The 17,779-nt window shown below is 34.7% G+C and carries 13 protein-coding genes; 12 read left to right on the top strand and 1 reads right to left on the bottom strand.

Annotated elements, in window-relative coordinates; translation table 11 throughout:
- The first annotated feature begins 84 nt into the window (after nt 1-84).
- The 11 genes from JO950_RS14310 to JO950_RS14260 all read left to right on the top strand — a co-directional run bounded on the left by JO950_RS14310 (nt 85) and on the right by JO950_RS14260 (nt 15,357).
- Nucleotides 85-696, top strand: coding sequence for an RNA polymerase sigma factor (locus tag JO950_RS14310; protein WP_202703269.1), 612 nt, complete (start codon nt 85-87; stop codon nt 694-696).
- 90 nt (nt 697-786) lie between these two features.
- The gene (locus JO950_RS14305) at nt 787-1,902 is read left to right on the top strand and encodes a FecR family protein (RefSeq protein WP_202703268.1); all 1,116 of its coding nucleotides are present in this window, start codon (nt 787-789) and stop codon (nt 1,900-1,902) included.
- 230 nt (nt 1,903-2,132) lie between these two features.
- Nucleotides 2,133-5,852, top strand: a complete 3,720-nt coding sequence (locus JO950_RS14300) for a SusC/RagA family TonB-linked outer membrane protein (protein WP_202703267.1) — start codon at nt 2,133-2,135, stop codon at nt 5,850-5,852.
- 14 nt (nt 5,853-5,866) lie between these two features.
- A complete protein-coding gene (locus JO950_RS14295) occupies nt 5,867-7,354 on the top strand; it encodes a RagB/SusD family nutrient uptake outer membrane protein (protein ID WP_202703266.1) in 1,488 nt (495 codons plus the stop codon).
- 19 nt (nt 7,355-7,373) lie between these two features.
- Nucleotides 7,374-8,231 carry a putative zinc-binding metallopeptidase gene (locus JO950_RS14290; RefSeq protein WP_173967755.1) on the top strand — a complete coding sequence of 286 codons (858 nt, stop codon included), beginning with the start codon at nt 7,374-7,376 and terminating at the stop codon, nt 8,229-8,231.
- Between the two features lie 28 nt (nt 8,232-8,259).
- Entirely contained in the window at nt 8,260-9,603 is a 1,344-nt protein-coding gene (locus JO950_RS14285; RefSeq protein WP_202703265.1) for a DUF4302 domain-containing protein, read from the top strand.
- 261 nt (nt 9,604-9,864) lie between these two features.
- Nucleotides 9,865-10,068, top strand: coding sequence for a hypothetical protein (locus JO950_RS14280; protein WP_202703264.1), 204 nt, complete (start codon nt 9,865-9,867; stop codon nt 10,066-10,068).
- A gap of 419 nt (nt 10,069-10,487) precedes the next feature.
- Nucleotides 10,488-11,234 carry a 3-oxoacyl-[acyl-carrier-protein] reductase gene (gene fabG, locus JO950_RS14275; protein WP_017497500.1) on the top strand — a complete coding sequence of 249 codons (747 nt, stop codon included), beginning with the start codon at nt 10,488-10,490 and terminating at the stop codon, nt 11,232-11,234.
- A gap of 86 nt (nt 11,235-11,320) precedes the next feature.
- A complete protein-coding gene (locus JO950_RS14270; protein ID WP_202703263.1) occupies nt 11,321-13,348 on the top strand; it encodes a hypothetical protein in 2,028 nt (675 codons plus the stop codon).
- 72 nt (nt 13,349-13,420) lie between these two features.
- Nucleotides 13,421-14,317 (top strand): LysR family transcriptional regulator, encoded by an 897-nt coding sequence (locus JO950_RS14265; protein ID WP_202703262.1) that lies wholly within the window; start codon nt 13,421-13,423, stop codon nt 14,315-14,317.
- A gap of 74 nt (nt 14,318-14,391) precedes the next feature.
- Nucleotides 14,392-15,357 carry a YeiH family protein gene (locus JO950_RS14260; protein ID WP_202703261.1) on the top strand — a complete coding sequence of 322 codons (966 nt, stop codon included), beginning with the start codon at nt 14,392-14,394 and terminating at the stop codon, nt 15,355-15,357.
- 10 nt (nt 15,358-15,367) lie between these two features.
- Here the strand turns inward: JO950_RS14260 and JO950_RS14255 are convergent, their stop codons facing one another.
- Nucleotides 15,368-16,321 (bottom strand): hypothetical protein, encoded by a 954-nt coding sequence (locus JO950_RS14255; protein WP_202703260.1) that lies wholly within the window; start codon nt 16,319-16,321, stop codon nt 15,368-15,370.
- A gap of 170 nt (nt 16,322-16,491) precedes the next feature.
- On the opposite strand from JO950_RS14255, the gene JO950_RS14250 reads away from it, so the two are divergent.
- Nucleotides 16,492-17,490 (top strand): zinc dependent phospholipase C family protein, encoded by a 999-nt coding sequence (locus JO950_RS14250; RefSeq protein WP_202703259.1) that lies wholly within the window; start codon nt 16,492-16,494, stop codon nt 17,488-17,490.
- The last annotated feature ends 289 nt before the right edge of the window (nt 17,491-17,779 follow it).

The raw sequence follows: 17,779 nt of genomic DNA, 5'->3' as shown, positions 1-17,779 counted from the left end.
CAGATATAAAGAATATTGTTAACAAATCTTATTCTTTGTGTTAAAAACAAGTGCTTATTTTCAAGAATTCTATTGCAATTTTATATGAATACCAAAACTCTACAATTCAAAACTTCTGACGATCTTACGCTTTGGACTAACTTGAAAAATGGAGATGAAAAATCATTCTCTCTGTTGTTTGAAAAATACTATGGTGATTTGGTAAACTACGGAAATTCGCTTTCTTCAAATGCTGAAAAGGTACAAGATTGTGTTCAGGATGTTTTTACGGATATTTGGGTTTACAAAAACGGGCTTCAAAGTTCAGTTGTAGTAAAAGCCTATTTATTGTCGAGTGTGCGCAAGCGTATTGCACGTTTGTACGAACGCGATCATATTTTCCGCAAGTCAGCAAGCACAGATTCCATTGCTTTTCTTTTAGAATTCTCGGTAGAACACGATCTGATGGATGACGATTATGCTACAAAAGAAAAAGTAGTTCATTTGAACAAATTATTAAACAATTTACCGGCAAGACAAAAAGAGGCCCTGTATTTAAGATACCATCAAGGCTTAACAGTTGATCAGATTGCCGATATGCTAGAGGTAAATTATCAATCAGCAAGTAACTTACTACACCGCGGTTTACTTACTCTTCGCAAAGAATGGAAGGGTAGTGTTTCGTTAATTCTTCTTCTTTCTTCAGCTACTTTTTAATTTTATTTATACAGAACTAAAAAAAAATCATAATTTGGTGAGTATATAATAAGAAAGCCGTCCTCTATGTTTTTGTAACCCTATTTCTAGATGCAAAAACGTAATAAATATACCGAAATTGAAGATTTCTTATCTGATGAATCATTCCAGTCCTGGATTTTATCCAAAATAGACAATGATGGTTGGGAAGAATGGACTTTAGAGAGTCGTCAGCGTGCTAAGCTGGTAGAAGACGCGAGATTATTGTTGTTGGCCATGAAAGTACCGGATCAGCCTATATCTCCTGTAGATCTGCATCATGCTTTGCAGGCCACCTGGATTAAAATCGAAGAGAAAGAGAATCAGAACAATTCAACCCCAAGTTCCAAGATAAAATTTCTTAAGAAATATTTTCTTAGTGGTATTGCCGCTGCTTTAATTCTTGGTTTAGGATCAATTTGGTTATATAACAATCAAATAGTAACCGTTGGCAGAGAAGTAACCTACAATGAGTTGATTAGTGAAAACAACGAAGGATTGGTAGAACAAACTAATAATTCAGACAAAGCTCAAATTATTACTTTATCTGATGGTAGTTCGGTTTTATTACAGCCTAATAGTAAACTTAGTTACCCTAAGATCTTTACCGGAAATGAAAGAAAGGTGTATTTATCTGGCGAAGGTTTCTTTGAAATTAGTAAAAATCCTAAGAAGCCTTTCTTTGTTTACGCAAATGAAATTGTTACAAAGGTAGTCGGAACTAGTTTTAGAGTCAAGGCCTATTCTGATCAACCTGATGTTGAAGTTTTGGTTCGCACCGGTAAAGTAAGGGTAAAATCAAACGACCTGGTTGCAAAGTCAGATGATCATGAAGTTGTTTTGTTACCAAATCAGGCGTTACGTTTTCAACGTAAAGATTTAAGTTTTAATAAAATTACAAATATCACTCAGGATATAGTCCTTACCCGTAGTGTCGGAAATATTGAGCAGCTCAGCTTTGAATTTACCGATATTCCGGTATCACAAATTTTTGAAACGATAGAGCAGGCCTACCTTGTAGACATTGATTACCCCAAAAATAAACTCAAAGACTGTCATCTTACCACTTCACTTAGTGATCAGCCTTTGATGGAAAAATTAAAAATTGTCTGTAACAGCATTGGCAATAAGACCACATTTGAAATGAATGGAAATCAGATTGTTATAATATCTGATGGATGTAACTAATCACATTTTACAACTGTAATTGTAAAGTTGAGTTTTAAAATTTAAAGAATCGAAAAATAACCAAAACAAGAAAATTAAAGCGCCTATGTAAAAGAAAATGCATAAAAAAAGTGCCGAAATGCTGTAACATTATCGACACTTAAATGAATCAAATTACTCTCTGTAAAGAGTAATTGAGGATGTTTCTTAAAATACACTCGAATCAGTATTAATCAAAACAAACCAAAATTATGAAAAAACCAGTTGTTAAACAACGATTACTCCATCGAATCATGAAAATAACACTATTTCAGTTTGTTCTGGCACTTGTGTTTTCAAGTGTTGCCATGGCAAATGATGTAAATGGACAAAAAAAGTTAGATACTAAAGTTACAATTAATATTACAAATTTAACTTTAGACAATACATTGTCTAAATTACAAAAGTCTGCAAACGTAAAATTTTCTTACAATTCAAGATTGCCACAACTGAATCAGAAAGTTAGCATAGATGCTAACGATGAAACATTGTCGAGTATTTTGAATCGAATTTTATTGCCATTTAATATCACTTATACCGAAGTAAGCAATCAGATTATTTTGCAAAAAAGTGCTTTGTCAGATCCTTTTACAGGTGTTGAATCAAATAATTCTTTGTTTGAGAGCTTAACAGCCGCGGGGCCAATTATTAAGGGTACAGTTACAGATGTTAGTGGTAGTCCGCTACCTGGAGCTACTGTATTGGCTAAAGGAACTAAAATCGCAGTATTAACAGACTTTGATGGTAAATTTTCTATCGAAATGCCAACAAACAGCGACAGGCTTGTGATCTCTTACGTTGGAATGGAGACTAAAGAAATCGGGATAACCAATACAAATCCGGTTGTGGTTTTAAATGAAGCAGGGCAAAATCTAAAAGAAGTTGTAGTTACTACAGGTTACGAAAAAACTTCGAAAAGAACTTTTACAGGAGCAATCAGTAAAATTTCCGGCAGTGAATTAAAAGTCGATGGTGTTGTAGATGTAAGCAGAATGATTGAAGGTAAAGCTGCCGGTGTTACTGTACAAAACGTTACAGGATCTTTTGGTTCGACACCAAAAATTACTGTTCGTGGATCTTCTTCTATTTTCGGAGATACAAAACCTTTATGGGTTATTGACGGGGTTGTTCAGGAAGATATTATCAACGTATCATTTGCTGATTTAGCTTCCGGAAATTCAGCAACATTATTAAGCTCTGCTGTAGCGGGTTTGAATGCTAATGACATTCAAAGTATTGAAATTCTTAAAGATGCTTCGGCTACTTCAATCTATGGTTCAAGATCTTTAAATGGGGTAGTAGTTGTAACTACTAAACAAGGACGTAGAGACTCTCCTCTAAAAGTAACTTATTCTGTTGAAAATACAGTGAGAACTGTACCAAGTTATACTCAGTATGATATTTTAAATTCTCAGGAATCAATGAGTATTTTTCAAGAGATGAGAACAAAAGGTTACCTTAATCAAAGTTCGTCTATTACTGCAAGATTTAGTGGTGTTTATGGTATTTTGGCTAAAGAAGTTAATCGTTATAATGAATCTAACGGTCAGTATGGCGTTAGAAATGAGCAGCCATACATCAATGAGTTTTTGCAAAAATATGAATTAGCAAATACAGACTGGTTTAAAGTTTTATTTAGACCCTCTATCACGCAGAATCACTCCTTAAGTTTTTCAGGTGGTGGAAAAAATAATACCTTTTATGGTTCTCTAGGATACTACACAGATCCGGGATGGACTTTGGCTGATAATGTAAAACAGTTATCATCAAACTTAAAAGGAACATTCTTTATTAACGACAGATTAAATATTACTTTATCAACACTTGCTTCTATACGTGATCAGGAAGCACCAGGTACATATGAAAGTAAAAATGATGCTGTGTTTGGTAAAATAACCAGAGATTTTGATATTAACCCATTTAATTATGTATTAAGTACAAGCAGAACGCTTAGACCTTATGATGAAAATGGTAATTACGAATACTACCAAAACAACTGGGCTCCTATGAACATCTTAAAGGAGTTGAAAAATAATACTATGGGGATAAAAGTAAACGATATTCGTTTTCAAGCTGACATAGATTATAAAATAAATAAAAATTTGACCTATAACTTTACGGGGTCTGCGCGTTATGCCAATACATCAAGAGAGCATAAAATTTACGAAGATTCGAATGTAGTAGGGGCATATAATGCAGGTGTTGGTGCGACTCTAAATACTCAAATCCAAAAGGATAATGTGTTCTTGTACCAAAATCCAAATGATTTAACAGCACCAAAAATATCTGTATTGCCAAATGGTGGATTTTTAAGAAAATACACCAACGATATGACTTCTTATAATGTTAGAAATAGTATTACCTACAGAAACACCTTGAATGACAAACATGAATTAGAAGGTTTCTTTGGTACAGAGTTTAGATCAGTAGACAGAAATAATGACAATTTTACTGCTGCAGGAATTCAATACGAAAAAGGACTTAGTGCTTTTATTGACCCTAAATTAATTGAAAAGTTAGTAAACGAAGGAAACTCTTACTACGATTTTGGAGCTGAAAGAGAGAGAACAGTTGGTTTCTTTGGAAAAGTAGGATATACTTACGATCGTCGTTATACAGGATCTATTACGGGTCGTTATGACGGGTCTAACAGACAAGGAGATACAGGATCATCAAGATGGCTTCCTACCTACACCTTAAGTGGTAAATGGAATATTAAAGAAGAAAATTTCATGAAGAATGTTGAATCTGTTAACACTTTAGCGCTTAGAGCATCATACGGTTTAACAGCAACAGCAGGTCCTGCTACAAATTCATTGGCTATTTACAAAAGTTTTATCACAAACCGTTTTAATACCGGAGACAGAGAAAATGCTATAAACATTGCGGATTTACAGAATGCAGATTTGACATGGGAAAAACAATTCGAAACCAATATTGGTTTAGATCTTGGATTGTTCAGAAACAGAGTACAAGTAACTACAGATGTTTACAGACGTAAAGCATTTGATCTTATTGATTATGTAATTACTTCCGGTGTTGGAGGACAATCTGTTAAGCAGGGTAACAATGCCGATATGGAGACTAAAGGTATTGAGTTTGGTTTTACTACTCAGAATATTGCTGCTAAAGATTTTAAATGGTCTACCACATTAAACTTTTCTGTTTATGACCAAAAAATTACAAAATTAGCCAACAGACCAGCAGTATTTGATTTGATAGCTTCAAATGGAGGTAACACAGTAGGTCATCCTAGAAACTCCCTTTATTCTTATCAGTTTACAGGTCTGAATCCTGAAGGATTACCAACTTTTAAATTACAGGATGGTGCTGAAAATAATATTACAGAAGCTAATTTTCAAGATACTAACAATGTAATGAAATATTTAAAATACGAAGGATCTGTTGAGCCAAATAAATCTATTGGTCTTGCCAATACGTTTACTTACAAAAACTGGTCATTATATGTTTTCATCGTAGGATCAGGAGGAAATAAAATCAGATTGAATCCTGTGTATAATAATGTTTACACAGATCAGACTGTTTTCACAAAAGAATTTGCTAACAGATGGATCAATCCAGGAGACGAAAACTTCACCAATGTACCAGTTATTGCAGATCGATTGTTGAATAGAAATTATGGTGAGAACGACTTACAGATTGCCTACAATACTTATAATTTTTCTGATGTTAGAATTGCAAGCGGTGATTTTGTAAGGTTAAAGAATATTTCTCTTGGCTGGGAATTTCCAAGTGATTTTAAGAGAAAGTTAGGTGTTAGCAGCTTTACTCTTAAAGGATCCGCAGTTAATCCATGGTTGATTTACTCCGATAAAAAATTAAACGGACAAGATCCTGAATTCCGTAATACCGGAGGGGTAGCTTTCCCTATTACAGCCCAATATACTTTTGCAATAAATATTTCATTCTAATACTAAAATTGATTATGAAAAATATAAAAATAACACTATCACTAGTATTGCTGATTGGTTTTAGCAGTTGTGATGATTTCCTTTCAGAAGTACCAGATAACAGAACACAGATAGATACGCCTGAAAAAATATCCGAATTATTAGTTACAGCCTATCCTAACGCTTCCTATTTTGCACTTGCAGAAGCTATGTCTGATAATGTTTTTGACTCAGAGTTAAAACAGGCTGCGAATGTAAACAATGATAACAGCTATAATTGGGAAATGCAAAATCAGATCGGAACAGATACTGAAAATGGATTTTGGATCGGATCGTACGAAGCTATCGCGGCTGCCAATCAGGCATTGGATGCCATTGAAAAATTAGGCAGTCCAACAAGTTTAAATCCACAAAAAGGGGAGGCTTTGATTGCGAGAGCCTATTCTCATTTTATATTGGTTTCATTATGGGCGAATCGTTACAATCCTGCAACAGCCGGATCAGATTTAGGAGTTCCGTATATTACAAAACCGGAAACAGCCTTATTGGTACAATACAAACGTAATACAGTAAAAGAAGTTTTCGATTTTGTAGAACAGGACATTATAGAAGGTTTAAAATATGTAACGAATGATTATAAAGAACCTAAGTTTCACTTTAACAGGGATGCTGCCAGAGCCTTGGCATGTCGTTTTTACTTAATAAAAGGGGATTGGGACAAAGTTCTTGAATTTTCTGAAGGACTTGGTTCTAAACCAACTAAAATTAGAAGTTATCTTGCATTTAATGCTGTTCCTTTCTCTCAAATGCCTTTAGAATACTCTAAAGCAGAGCAAGAAACCAATCTCTTAATTGCTTATCCTAACTCAATTGCAAACAGAGCAGGTGCTTACCGATTTGCTCTTGCAGGAAATAAGTCAGATGAAATATTAGGAAATCAAACCAATATGTGGGGTAAACCAAATTTAATTAAAGCTCAGGGTCAATATTACAGCGGAGTACTGGTTGTGGTTCCTAAACTTTACGAATATTTTAAAGTTACAAACCTAACATCTGGTATTGGAGAGCCTTATACTGCTACCGTTTTACTTAGCAATGACGAGTTGTATCTGAACAGAATTGAAGCATTAGTCATGAAGAATAGGATGGCAGAAGCTAATATTGAATTAGGATACTTTTTAGGAACCAGAACATCAGGATACAATGCTGCAACAGATCTATTCAATGAATCAGTAGTACAGGCTAAATATCCGGTAATCTCAAATGAGTTTACTCCGTTCTATACCTTAAGCCCACTTCAGGCTTCCTATATAAAAGCATTAGCAGAGGCAAGAAGAAAAGATTTTTTACGTGAAGGACTTAGATGGTTTGATATCAAACGTTTTAATCTGGTTGTAACTCATAATACACTTGAGTTTGGTAAAGTAATTCGAAAAAACGTCTTAGAGAAAGACGACAAACGAAGAGCATTACAAATTCCGCTTAGGGCTTCAGATAATGGTATTGAAAAAAATCCTAGATAATTTTTAATTAAAGTATAGTATGAAAATAGTAAAAACATATAAAATAGCACTAATGGCAGGGGTTTTACTTCTTGCTTCTTGTGCTCATGAAGTGCAGCCAAAAGAAAGTCAATTTGATTTTTCAGCACTGTCAAAAACAGATTTAGATAAATGGATTGGGACCACTTTCTTAAACCCTTATAACATAAATGTATATTATGAGTGGAATCAAAATTTAGTTGATAATACTAAATATCTATTCCCACCACAGGTAGATAAAGTTCAGCCGGCAATGGAAGTGGTAAAGAAAATCTGGGTGGACAGTTACACCAAGATTGGCGGAGTGAATTTTGTAAAGAAAATTGCTCCTAGAGAATTTGTACTTGTTGGAGGTGTTAATTTAAACACTAACGGAACAGTAACTCTGGGATTAGCAGAAGCCGGTCAAAGAGTTACGCTATTTGAGGTAGATAAACTTAATAAGAAAAACAGAGCTAATGTTACACAGTTTATTCACACCATTCAGCATGAATATGTGCATATTTTAAACCAGACTAAGCCATTTGACGAGCAGGCCTGGTCAAAGTTAACTCCGGTAGGTTATACTTCTACATGGTATACAGAGGCACTTTCAACTTCAAGATCATTAGGTTTTATAACCAGTTATGCAAGATTAAACATTTATGAAGATTTTGCCGAAACTGCCGCTACAATTTTAACCAGTTCAAAAGCAGAATACGATGCCATTTTGGCGGGTGTTACCGATGCTACTGCTAAAGCAAATATTAAAGCAAAAGAAGCATTGGTTGTAAAGTATTATAAGGATTCTTTTAATATAGATTTCTATGCCTTAAGAGATGAAGCTCAAAAAAACACTGATGTTGTAGTTAATAACTAAGGACAATAAATTTTATAAAAATCATATTATGAAAGCAAAAAATATATATAAGTATTTAGCGATTTCTTTTATAGCTTTATTACTGGGGTCTTGTACAAGCACAGAAGTAGACGCTAAATTTGATAAAAATGCTACAGAAAGATTAAGTTCCCGTCAAAAAGAGCTGAACGATGTTTTACTTTCATCTTCAGAAGGATGGAAAGCAGTTTATTATACAGACAGCACACAATTAGGGGGGTGGACACATTTATTTAAATTTCTTCCAGAAGGAAAAGTAGATATGGCCTCCGATTTTAATAGCCTGACAGGAACTTACAAAAGTCAGTACGAAATTCAGGTCGGTAGCACTGTAAGTTTAGTTTTTACAACCGAAAACAGAATACATCTTTTGTCCGATGCAAATAATTCTCCAACAGCGGCACTTTTAGCCAAAGGATATTTAGGAGATTTTCAATTCTTTTATTATGGACAAAAAAATGGAGACATTATTTTTAGAACCAATAGAAACGGACACGAAGTTCGTTTTGTAAAAGCGACAGCAAAAGATTGGACAGATTTAGCTAAAAACACGCCAATAATAAATGCCATAACAGGAGATGAAGTAAGTCCGCTTTATAGATTATTACAGATTAATGACGGATCTACAATTCAAAACTATGATTTTGATTATAATACAGCTGCGCGTTTTGGAGTGGCAACATCTTTATTGACAGGATCAAATGACGTTCAGAATTTAGCTTTGGCTTTTACACCAACGGGAGCTACAGTAAAACCGGCACTTACAGTAAAAGGTCAAAAACTAACTAATTTTGTGTATGATACCGCTACTAATAATTTTGTTGCAACAGGAACTGGAGGAGTAAGTGCAACTCTTAAATTTAGCAATGTCCCACCAAGGTTAACAGATGATTATAAGATACTGCTTCCGGGGAAGATTTCTGCCAGATTGGGATACTTTGTTGATGATTATACAGAGGATGCATCAACAAACTCACAATTGTTTATAAATGAGTTAGCAAAAATTAACGCAAGCTTACCTAAAGGTGTAACCATAGCATCCGTTCAGCTTTACTTGAATCACTCGCTTGGAAATTTCATTTATTATACGTTCGCAGGTGGTCAGCCTGCAATTTTTCACTACATAGATGTTGTGGAAGACGCACCAAACCAAAAGATCATTCTAAAACATAAGTCTTGGAATGGAAACACAACTGCTGCAGCTCCAGCATTCTTGGCTAGTTTTGATAAAAATCTTGTCAATACCACTGGTGTTTTTGTCAAAAAAGAAAACTTCAAGTTAGGATATACCAATACAGTTTATACGTTTACTAGTGCGTCAAGTTCATTTAGAATGACAACCTGGCTGCTTTAAGTCGAACCTAAAAAAATGCATTGTAGTCTTTTAGAAAGAGCAGCTACAAACTACAATGCGTTTTGTCTTTATTTTATTTTATTTTATTTTTATTTTGAGTTGAGGCAGCCCTAACGGGCTGCTTTTTTAAGTGAGAAATCAGAACAACTCGTTTTACTTGATTTAGAAACCAAACTAATATGTAATTTAAGAATATCTTTAGGTCTGAAACTCAACGGACAAAAAATGATTGAGATAATCAACTGTTAAATAACCAATTTTATGATGTTAAAAACTATTTTAAATTTCTCAGGAGTTGAAGTACTAGGCAAAGAAGAACTAAAAAGAGTAAACGGAAGCGGTGGAGTAAGATGTACTATTCCATGGACACCTTTTCCTTATAACGGACCATGTATTATGCTCCCTCCTGAACAACCGGTAGAACCAATATGCAGAGCAACAATAGATGGCGTGATTTGTGAGTAGTTTTTAAGATGTGTCGTCTTTAAAAAATGATATTCAACCCATACTAATAATTGAATAAATGACTTTTAAGACAAAACACCTAACTAAAAGCAGTCTCTTTCTTTGCGTTAATTATTAATTTTCAGATGTTAACACCACTGATTACACTGCATTTCTTTTGAAAACTAAGAGAGATAAATCTTCACTTGTTAGTCCATTTTTTTATAGATTAAGAAAAACCGTTTCATAATTTGAAACGGTTTTTTTATGATTATTAGTAAAGAATCATTCTTAATCCTAAATTATGCCGTGACTTAATTTTTTTAAAAAGGGAATTATCATATATTTGACAAGTCATTCACAGCACTGTTTTTTACTCTTTTTTCAAGAGAAAGTAAATAGCTCATTAGCTGGAAATAATATTAACATTAATTTTGAATATGAAATTACTAGAAGGAAAAGTTGCCATTATTACGGGCGCTAGTCGTGGAATTGGAAGAGGAATTGCTGAAGTTTTTGCTAAACATGGCGCAAACGTTGCTTTTACATACAGCTCATCTGTAGCTTCTGCAGAAGCTTTAGAAGCTGAATTGAACGGTTTAGGAATTAAAGCAAAAGGATACCAATCAAATGCTGCCGATTTTAATGAAGCACAAACTTTTGTTGATGCAGTTTTAGCTGATTTCGGAACCGTAGATATCTTAATTAACAATGCCGGAATTACAAAAGACAACCTGTTAATGCGTATGTCTGAAGCAGATTTTGATCAGGTTATTGATGTAAACCTGAAATCTGTCTTTAATATGACAAAAGCAATTCAAAAAACCTTTTTGAAACAACGTTCAGGATCTATCATAAATATCAGCTCAGTAGTAGGAGTTTCAGGAAACGCAGGGCAAACTAACTATGCCGCTTCAAAAGCGGGTGCAATTGGCTTTACTAAATCTGTAGCATTAGAGTTAGGTTCCCGTAACATTCGTTGCAATGCAATCGCGCCAGGTTTCATTGAAACGGAGATGACTGCAAAATTAAACGAAGATGTAGTAAAAGGATGGAGAGAAGGAATTCCATTAAAAAGAGGAGGAAGCGCAGAAGATGTTGCTAACGCTTGTCTTTTCTTAGCTTCAGACTTAAGTGCGTATGTCACAGGACAAGTACTTAATGTTTGTGGAGGAATGCTTACCTAATAAGTTGATTGTTGATGGTTTGTTGTTTATTGTTCTGCAGCCATAAACTATAAACAAAAAACTCTAAACCATAAACAAAATAATATATGACTACAAACACGATTCTATTAATATTACTTTCTTTAGTAATCGCAGTTGGTTTGTCGTATTTTCAATATTTTTTTAAAGCCAAAAACAAATCCAATGTGATTTGGTTTTTGGCTTTTTTACGTTTTTTAGCCATTTTTGGATTATTGCTTCTACTAATAAATCCAATAATGACCAAAAATGCACTGGAAGTTACCAAAACTCCACTTGCAATTGCTGTAGACAATTCAAGTTCTATTACTGCTTTAAATTCAAATAAAAAAGTAATAGAGTTGCATCAAAAATTGACGTCGAATCCTGCTCTTCGGGATAAATTCGAAATTCAGTCCTACCAGTTTGATGCCGATTTTAAACCTTCGGAGAAGTTTGATTTCAAAGGAAAACAAACCAATCTTGACGAAGTTGCCAAAAACCTAAAAAGCATCAATAAAAACCTGATTTTTCCAACTGTAATTATAACTGACGGAAATCAGACTACAGGAAACGATTATGTCTATCGTTTTGATCCTGTCAATAAAGTTTATCCCTTGGTTGTGGGAGATACAACCACTTTTTTAGATCTTAAAATCAATCAGCTTAACGTAAACAAATACGCTTTTCACAAGAATAAATTTCCGGTAGAAGTATTTCTTCAATACGCTGGAGACAAAGCCACGAATGCTGATTTTACAATATCACAAGGAGGGAAGGTCGTTGCCAAAGAAAAAGTTTCTTTTTCTCCCTCTAAAAAAACAGCAACCTTAAACTTGCTTTTACCAGCAGATAAAGTAGGCCTACAAATTTTTAAGGCAGCAGTTTCTTCCAATATCAAAGAGAAAAACAGCTATAATAATATCAAAAATTTTGCTGTCGAAATCATTGATCAAAAGTCAACGGTTGCAATCGTTTCTGCCATAAATCATCCCGATATTGCAGCCTTAAAACGTTCGATTGAAACCAATGCCCAGCGTAAAGTGATTCTGGTTAAGCCAAACGATATCAATCAGCTACAAGAAGCTTCTGTTTTGGTTTTATACCAGCCAACGACAGCATTCAAGGCCATTTTCGATAACAATAAGCTTGCCGGAGTAAATACTTTTATCATAACGGGCAACAACACTGACTTTAATTATTTGAATCAGCAGCAAAAAAATCTGGTCTTTAAAATGAGTGGTCAGAGAGAAGATTATCTGGCAGAATTTGAATCGCAGTTTAATCTGTTTGCTGTAGACAATATAGGTTTTGAAAATTTTCCGCCACTGCAAAATTTATTCGGAACGGTGACAACGAATGGAAATGTATCAGTACTGCTTTCTTCAAAAATAAGAAATGTTTCGACAAATGCACCATTACTGGCCTTTACAGAGAGTCAGGCAAAAAGAACTGCTTTTCTTTTAGGAGAAAACAGCTGGAAATGGCGTTTACAAAGCCATATTGACAATCAGTCTTTTGAGAAGTATGACGTTTTTATAGATAAGGTTATTCAGTATCTGGCTTCAACTACTTCCAAAAAATCTTTGGTAGTTACACACGAAAGCTTCTACAATTCCGGTGAAGCTATTGTAATCAATGCGCAGTACTTTAATAAAAACTATGAGTTTGATGAAAAAGCAAGACTTACGATTACCGTAACAAATGCAGCAACCAAACAGGTAAAAAACTACGATTTGTTAAAAGGAAACAACTCTTTTTCCGTAAACCTGGATGGACTTTCAACTGGAAAATATAACTTTACCGTAAAAGAATTGAACACCAATACTTCTTATTCAGGTCACTTTGAAATTTTAGATTTTGATATCGAGAAGCAGTTTGTAAATCCGGATGTTCAGAAATTAAAGCAATTAGCCTTGCAAACCAACGGAAAAGCTTTCTTTGAAAATCAGTCAGATGATTTAATTCAACAGCTTTTAGAGAATAAAGAATACAAATCGATTGAAAAAAATGTTTCTACCAAAACACCATTGATTGATTGGGTTTGGCTGTTAATTTTAATTGCTTTGGTATTTACTGCAGAATGGTTTATCAGGAAATACAACGGGTTGCTTTAACCAATCATTTAAAAGCCATAGGTAAACCGTAAAACTTGAAACTTGAAACAGAATAACTAAAAACTAAAGCAAATGGATTTCAGGCTAAAAGTATTCTACACCGTTTCACTCCGCCTTAACTTTACTAAAGCGGCAACTGAATTATATATTTCACAGCCAGCGGTTTCCAAACATATTCAGGAACTTGAAGAAGCTTATAAAACTAAGCTTTTCGAACGAAACGGTTCCAAAATTGCTTTAACTCCGGCAGGAGAAATTCTGCTGAAACACACCAAAAACATCTTTGAAATCTATCGTGAAATAGACTTCGAAATGAGCAGTTTTATTAACGATCGTCAAGGATTACTGAGGCTGGGAGCGAGTACAACCATTTCTCAATATATTATTTCACCGGTGCTAGCACGTTTTCATCAAAAGGAGAAAGACATCAAAGTCAATTTGCTCAACGGAAATACAGAACAAATTGAGAATGCCTTAATCCATAAAGAAATCGAAATTGGAATTGTCGAAGGACAATCCAAAAATCAATCAATAAAATACACTCCGTTTTTAAAAGACGAACTGGTACTGGTGTGCAATACCAAAAATCCGCTGATCAAACAAAATGAAATTTCATTAGAAGATCTGAAATCGATGAAATTTATCACCCGTGAGCGTGGATCTGGAACACTTGAAGTTATAGAATACTCTTTGAAACAAGTTGGGATAAAAATAAGTGATCTGCAAATCGAAATGCAGTTAGGAAGTACCGAAAGCATCAAATCATATCTCCTAAATTCGGATTGCCTGGCTTTTATGTCCATTCACGCAGTAGGTAAGCAACTTAAAAACAATGAATTAATGATACTTGATATCGCTAACTTATCTGTTGAACGCTACTTCTACATCATTACTTTACTGGGTAAACCAAATGCATTAACCGAGCTTTTTATCCAAAATTTGTCTTCTTATTATAACTTAGAGTTATAGCCAATCGCGTTTTACGATTGGTAATATTGATACAAACGACGGACCTTTGTAGAAGAAATATCAAATTACTTATTTTGAAAACAAAACAACAAACATCGGTACATTTTTTTGAAATTAATCCCTACCTGCAACAGGCAATTTTTGCTTTTATCATTGTTCTATGCTTATTTTCAATCATTTCACCTCCAATTGCTTTATTATTAGGGGTAATTCTGGTAAATGTCTTTGGAAATCCATTTGAAAAGTTCAATGCAGTAGCGATTACTTTTTTACTTCAATTTTCAGTGGTAGGTTTAGGCTTCGGAATGAATGCGACTGCAGCGCTCTCTGCCGGAAAAGAAGGATTCTTACTTACTATATTATCCATTTTCAGCACTTTAATTTTGGGAACTTTCTTAGGGAAATGGTTAAAAACCGAGAAAAAAACCTCTCATTTAATTTCTTGTGGAACAGCTATTTGCGGAGGAAGCGCCATTGCGGCCATTGCACCAGTAATTAAATCTAATGAAAATCAGACCTCAATCGCTCTGGGGGTTATTTTTATTCTGAACTCCGTAGCATTGTTTGTTTTCCCCTTTATCGGACATCAACTCGACTTGTCACAAAAAGACTTTGGATTATGGTGTGCCATAGCCATTCACGACACGAGTTCTGTCGTAGGAGCAGCCAATAAATATGGTACAGAAGCACTACAGATTGCAACTACGGTGAAATTAGCCAGAGCCTTATGGATTATACCGATCTCTCTCTTAACTGCTCTGCTTTTTAAGAATAAAAACTCTAAAATCAAGATTCCGTATTTCATAGGTTTATTCATTCTCGCCATGCTTTTCAATACTTATGTACCTCAAACGGCTGTCCTGGCACCACCTATTGTTTCGATTGCCAAAATCGGTCTTACGATAACTTTATTCCTGATAGGAGCTACATTAAGTATCAATACTTTAAAATCAGTTGGAATTAAACCTTTACTACAAGGAGTTGTTCTTTGGATATTTATTGCGGTTCTGGGGCTTGTATCGATACTATTTTTCCACTAAAAAGAAATAGCTATTTCACATTCAAGAATTTAACAACAGGCTTATCCATCAGCTTATACTGTTTTCCTTTAAACGAATAACGTCTTTCGATCTCGAAATTAAACTTCTTTTTAGTTTTGGCCATTGCAGCAATTTCATCAGGTAAAACGACTTCAAATTCATCATTAGCCTGAGCAGCTTTACTAAAGGAACCGTTTGTTTTAACGATAATATCCTTAAAGTGTTTTTTCTTTGTATTCTTTACGACCGTATAAGAACCGGACCATTCTACGCTCGCCACATTGGTGAGTTTATAATTGTAAGACTCTAAAATAGGCTGATACCTTCCGTCAAATCCGGCAATCAGATAGAGAATCCCCTCAAATGGACCGCCCGCACCACCATTTACATGGGTGAGTGTAAAGGCGAACTGATCTTCTCCAATTTCTATCAATTTTGGAGAAGGTGCCTGAGAAAATGAACCAAACGCCGCTACAGCAGGCTGAAAAGACCTCATTTGCCATATCTTATCATTTTTTGCAAACTTAGCAACGCCAACAAGTCCACCAGAAAATCGCCCAGTCTGCAGCCCGTCTTCGTCGTAAAAAGAATGGTTAAAAAGCAGCAATTTAAACTGATTCCCTTTGGAATCTGTATAATCAAGAGTACCCAAAACCCTGGTGGCAACGCCATTTTCATAAGGAAACAACTGATCGCCTTCGACACCATTGACATCAATATAGGCGGTAGGTTTGCATTTGCTGCATTTCCAACTTATAAAAGTATTATGGTCGGAGAGATTGTATATTTTACCCGGAAACAATTGCTGCATCGTTTTCACCGAATTGAACGGATCCGCGACCTGTAATGTTCTTTTGGTATTCAGAATCGTATCTTGAACATTCTTCAATTCGACAATATCTTCTTGTGCAAAACTGCTGGAAGTGTAGAGCAGGAAAAGAATTCCTATAGAAATCAGGCGCATATTTTTAGATTTAGATAAAAAGTAACGAATTTACGAAGAAACTTTTAATTTGAATTTCAATTACTTCGGATTCAAAAAAAAATAAATGAAGCTAATTTTGCAATCTTTACGATTATTCACTTTGAAATGTACATAAATAAAATAAATTTGCACCTCTAACAAAAATAAAAATGAAAAACTTAAAAATGAAACCAAGACTAATTGCATTATTCGCATTAGCAATTGGTTTTTTGACATTATCCTGGGGGATGGTGGGTCACGAACGTATTAATAAAGCCGCAGTTATGGCTTTGCCACACCCGCTTCAGGTATTCTTCTATAATCATATAGATTTTATTACACAGGAAGCCTCTGTACCGGACATTCGAAAATATGCCTTAAATTATAAAGACGAAAATCCTAGACATTATTTTGACATGGAGAGTTTTGGTAACCCAGCAGATTTCCCACAGACTTTAGAAGCAGCAAAGCAAAAGTACGATGCCAAATTCTTAAACGAGAACGGAATCCTGCCTTGGTATATCGAAGAGATGATGGTAAAACTAACAAAAGCTTTTAAAGAGAAGAACAGAGCTGAAATCTTGTTTTTAGCAGCAGATTTAGGTCATTACGTTGGTGATGCACACATGCCATTGCATACTTCTTCAAATCATGACGGACAATTAAGCGATCAAAAGGGAATTCATTCACTTTGGGAAAGCAGACTTCCTGAATTATTTGTTAAAAACTACAGACTAAACGTTCCGCAAGCACAGTACTATGAGGATGTTCACAAAGCAACTTGGGATATGATTAATGATACTCACAGTTTAGTTCAGCCTTTGCTGGATGTGGATAAAAAGCTAAGAACAACAACTCCGGAAAATGAGACTTTTAAATTGGATGCTGAAGGGAAAGTACTAAAGAGCAAATACAACACAGCTGTTTTCTCTGACGAATATGCTAAAAAACTGCACAAAGAATTAAACGGAATGGTGGAGAATCAAATGAAGAAAGCCATTGCAGCAACAGCAAGCTTCTGGTATACAGCATGGGTAAATGCAGGAAAACCTGATTTAAGTGATTTAGATGCATTTGAGCTGACACAAAGAAACAATCAAGCTTTAAAAGATGACGCCAGATTATTTCAACAAGGAAACTTATTTGGAATGAAAAATCAGAATGATTAAATTAGTTTACAGTCTCAGTATTCAGTAGCAGTCATCGTCTTTGAACTGCGTTTAGTTTACAGATTGCAACTAATTTATTAAAATAAAAATAGCCTCAAATTCTAATGAACTTGAGGCTATTTTTATTTTAGTCTTTGTTATATAGTTTTTCCCAAAGACTTCATTTACGATCAATACCGCAACAGTAAGTAATATTCAAACTGAGACCGCGACTGAGACTGAATACTGAGACTGAATACTGAGACTGAATACTGAGACTGAATACTGAGACTGAATACTGAGACTGAAT

This window comes from Flavobacterium sp. UGB4466 (assembly GCF_903469665.1).
Classification (GTDB): Bacteria; Bacteroidota; Bacteroidia; order Flavobacteriales; family Flavobacteriaceae; genus Flavobacterium; species Flavobacterium lipolyticum.
The sequence above is the reverse complement of the archived record's forward strand: the minus strand, read 5'-3'. Positions and strand labels throughout refer to the sequence as shown.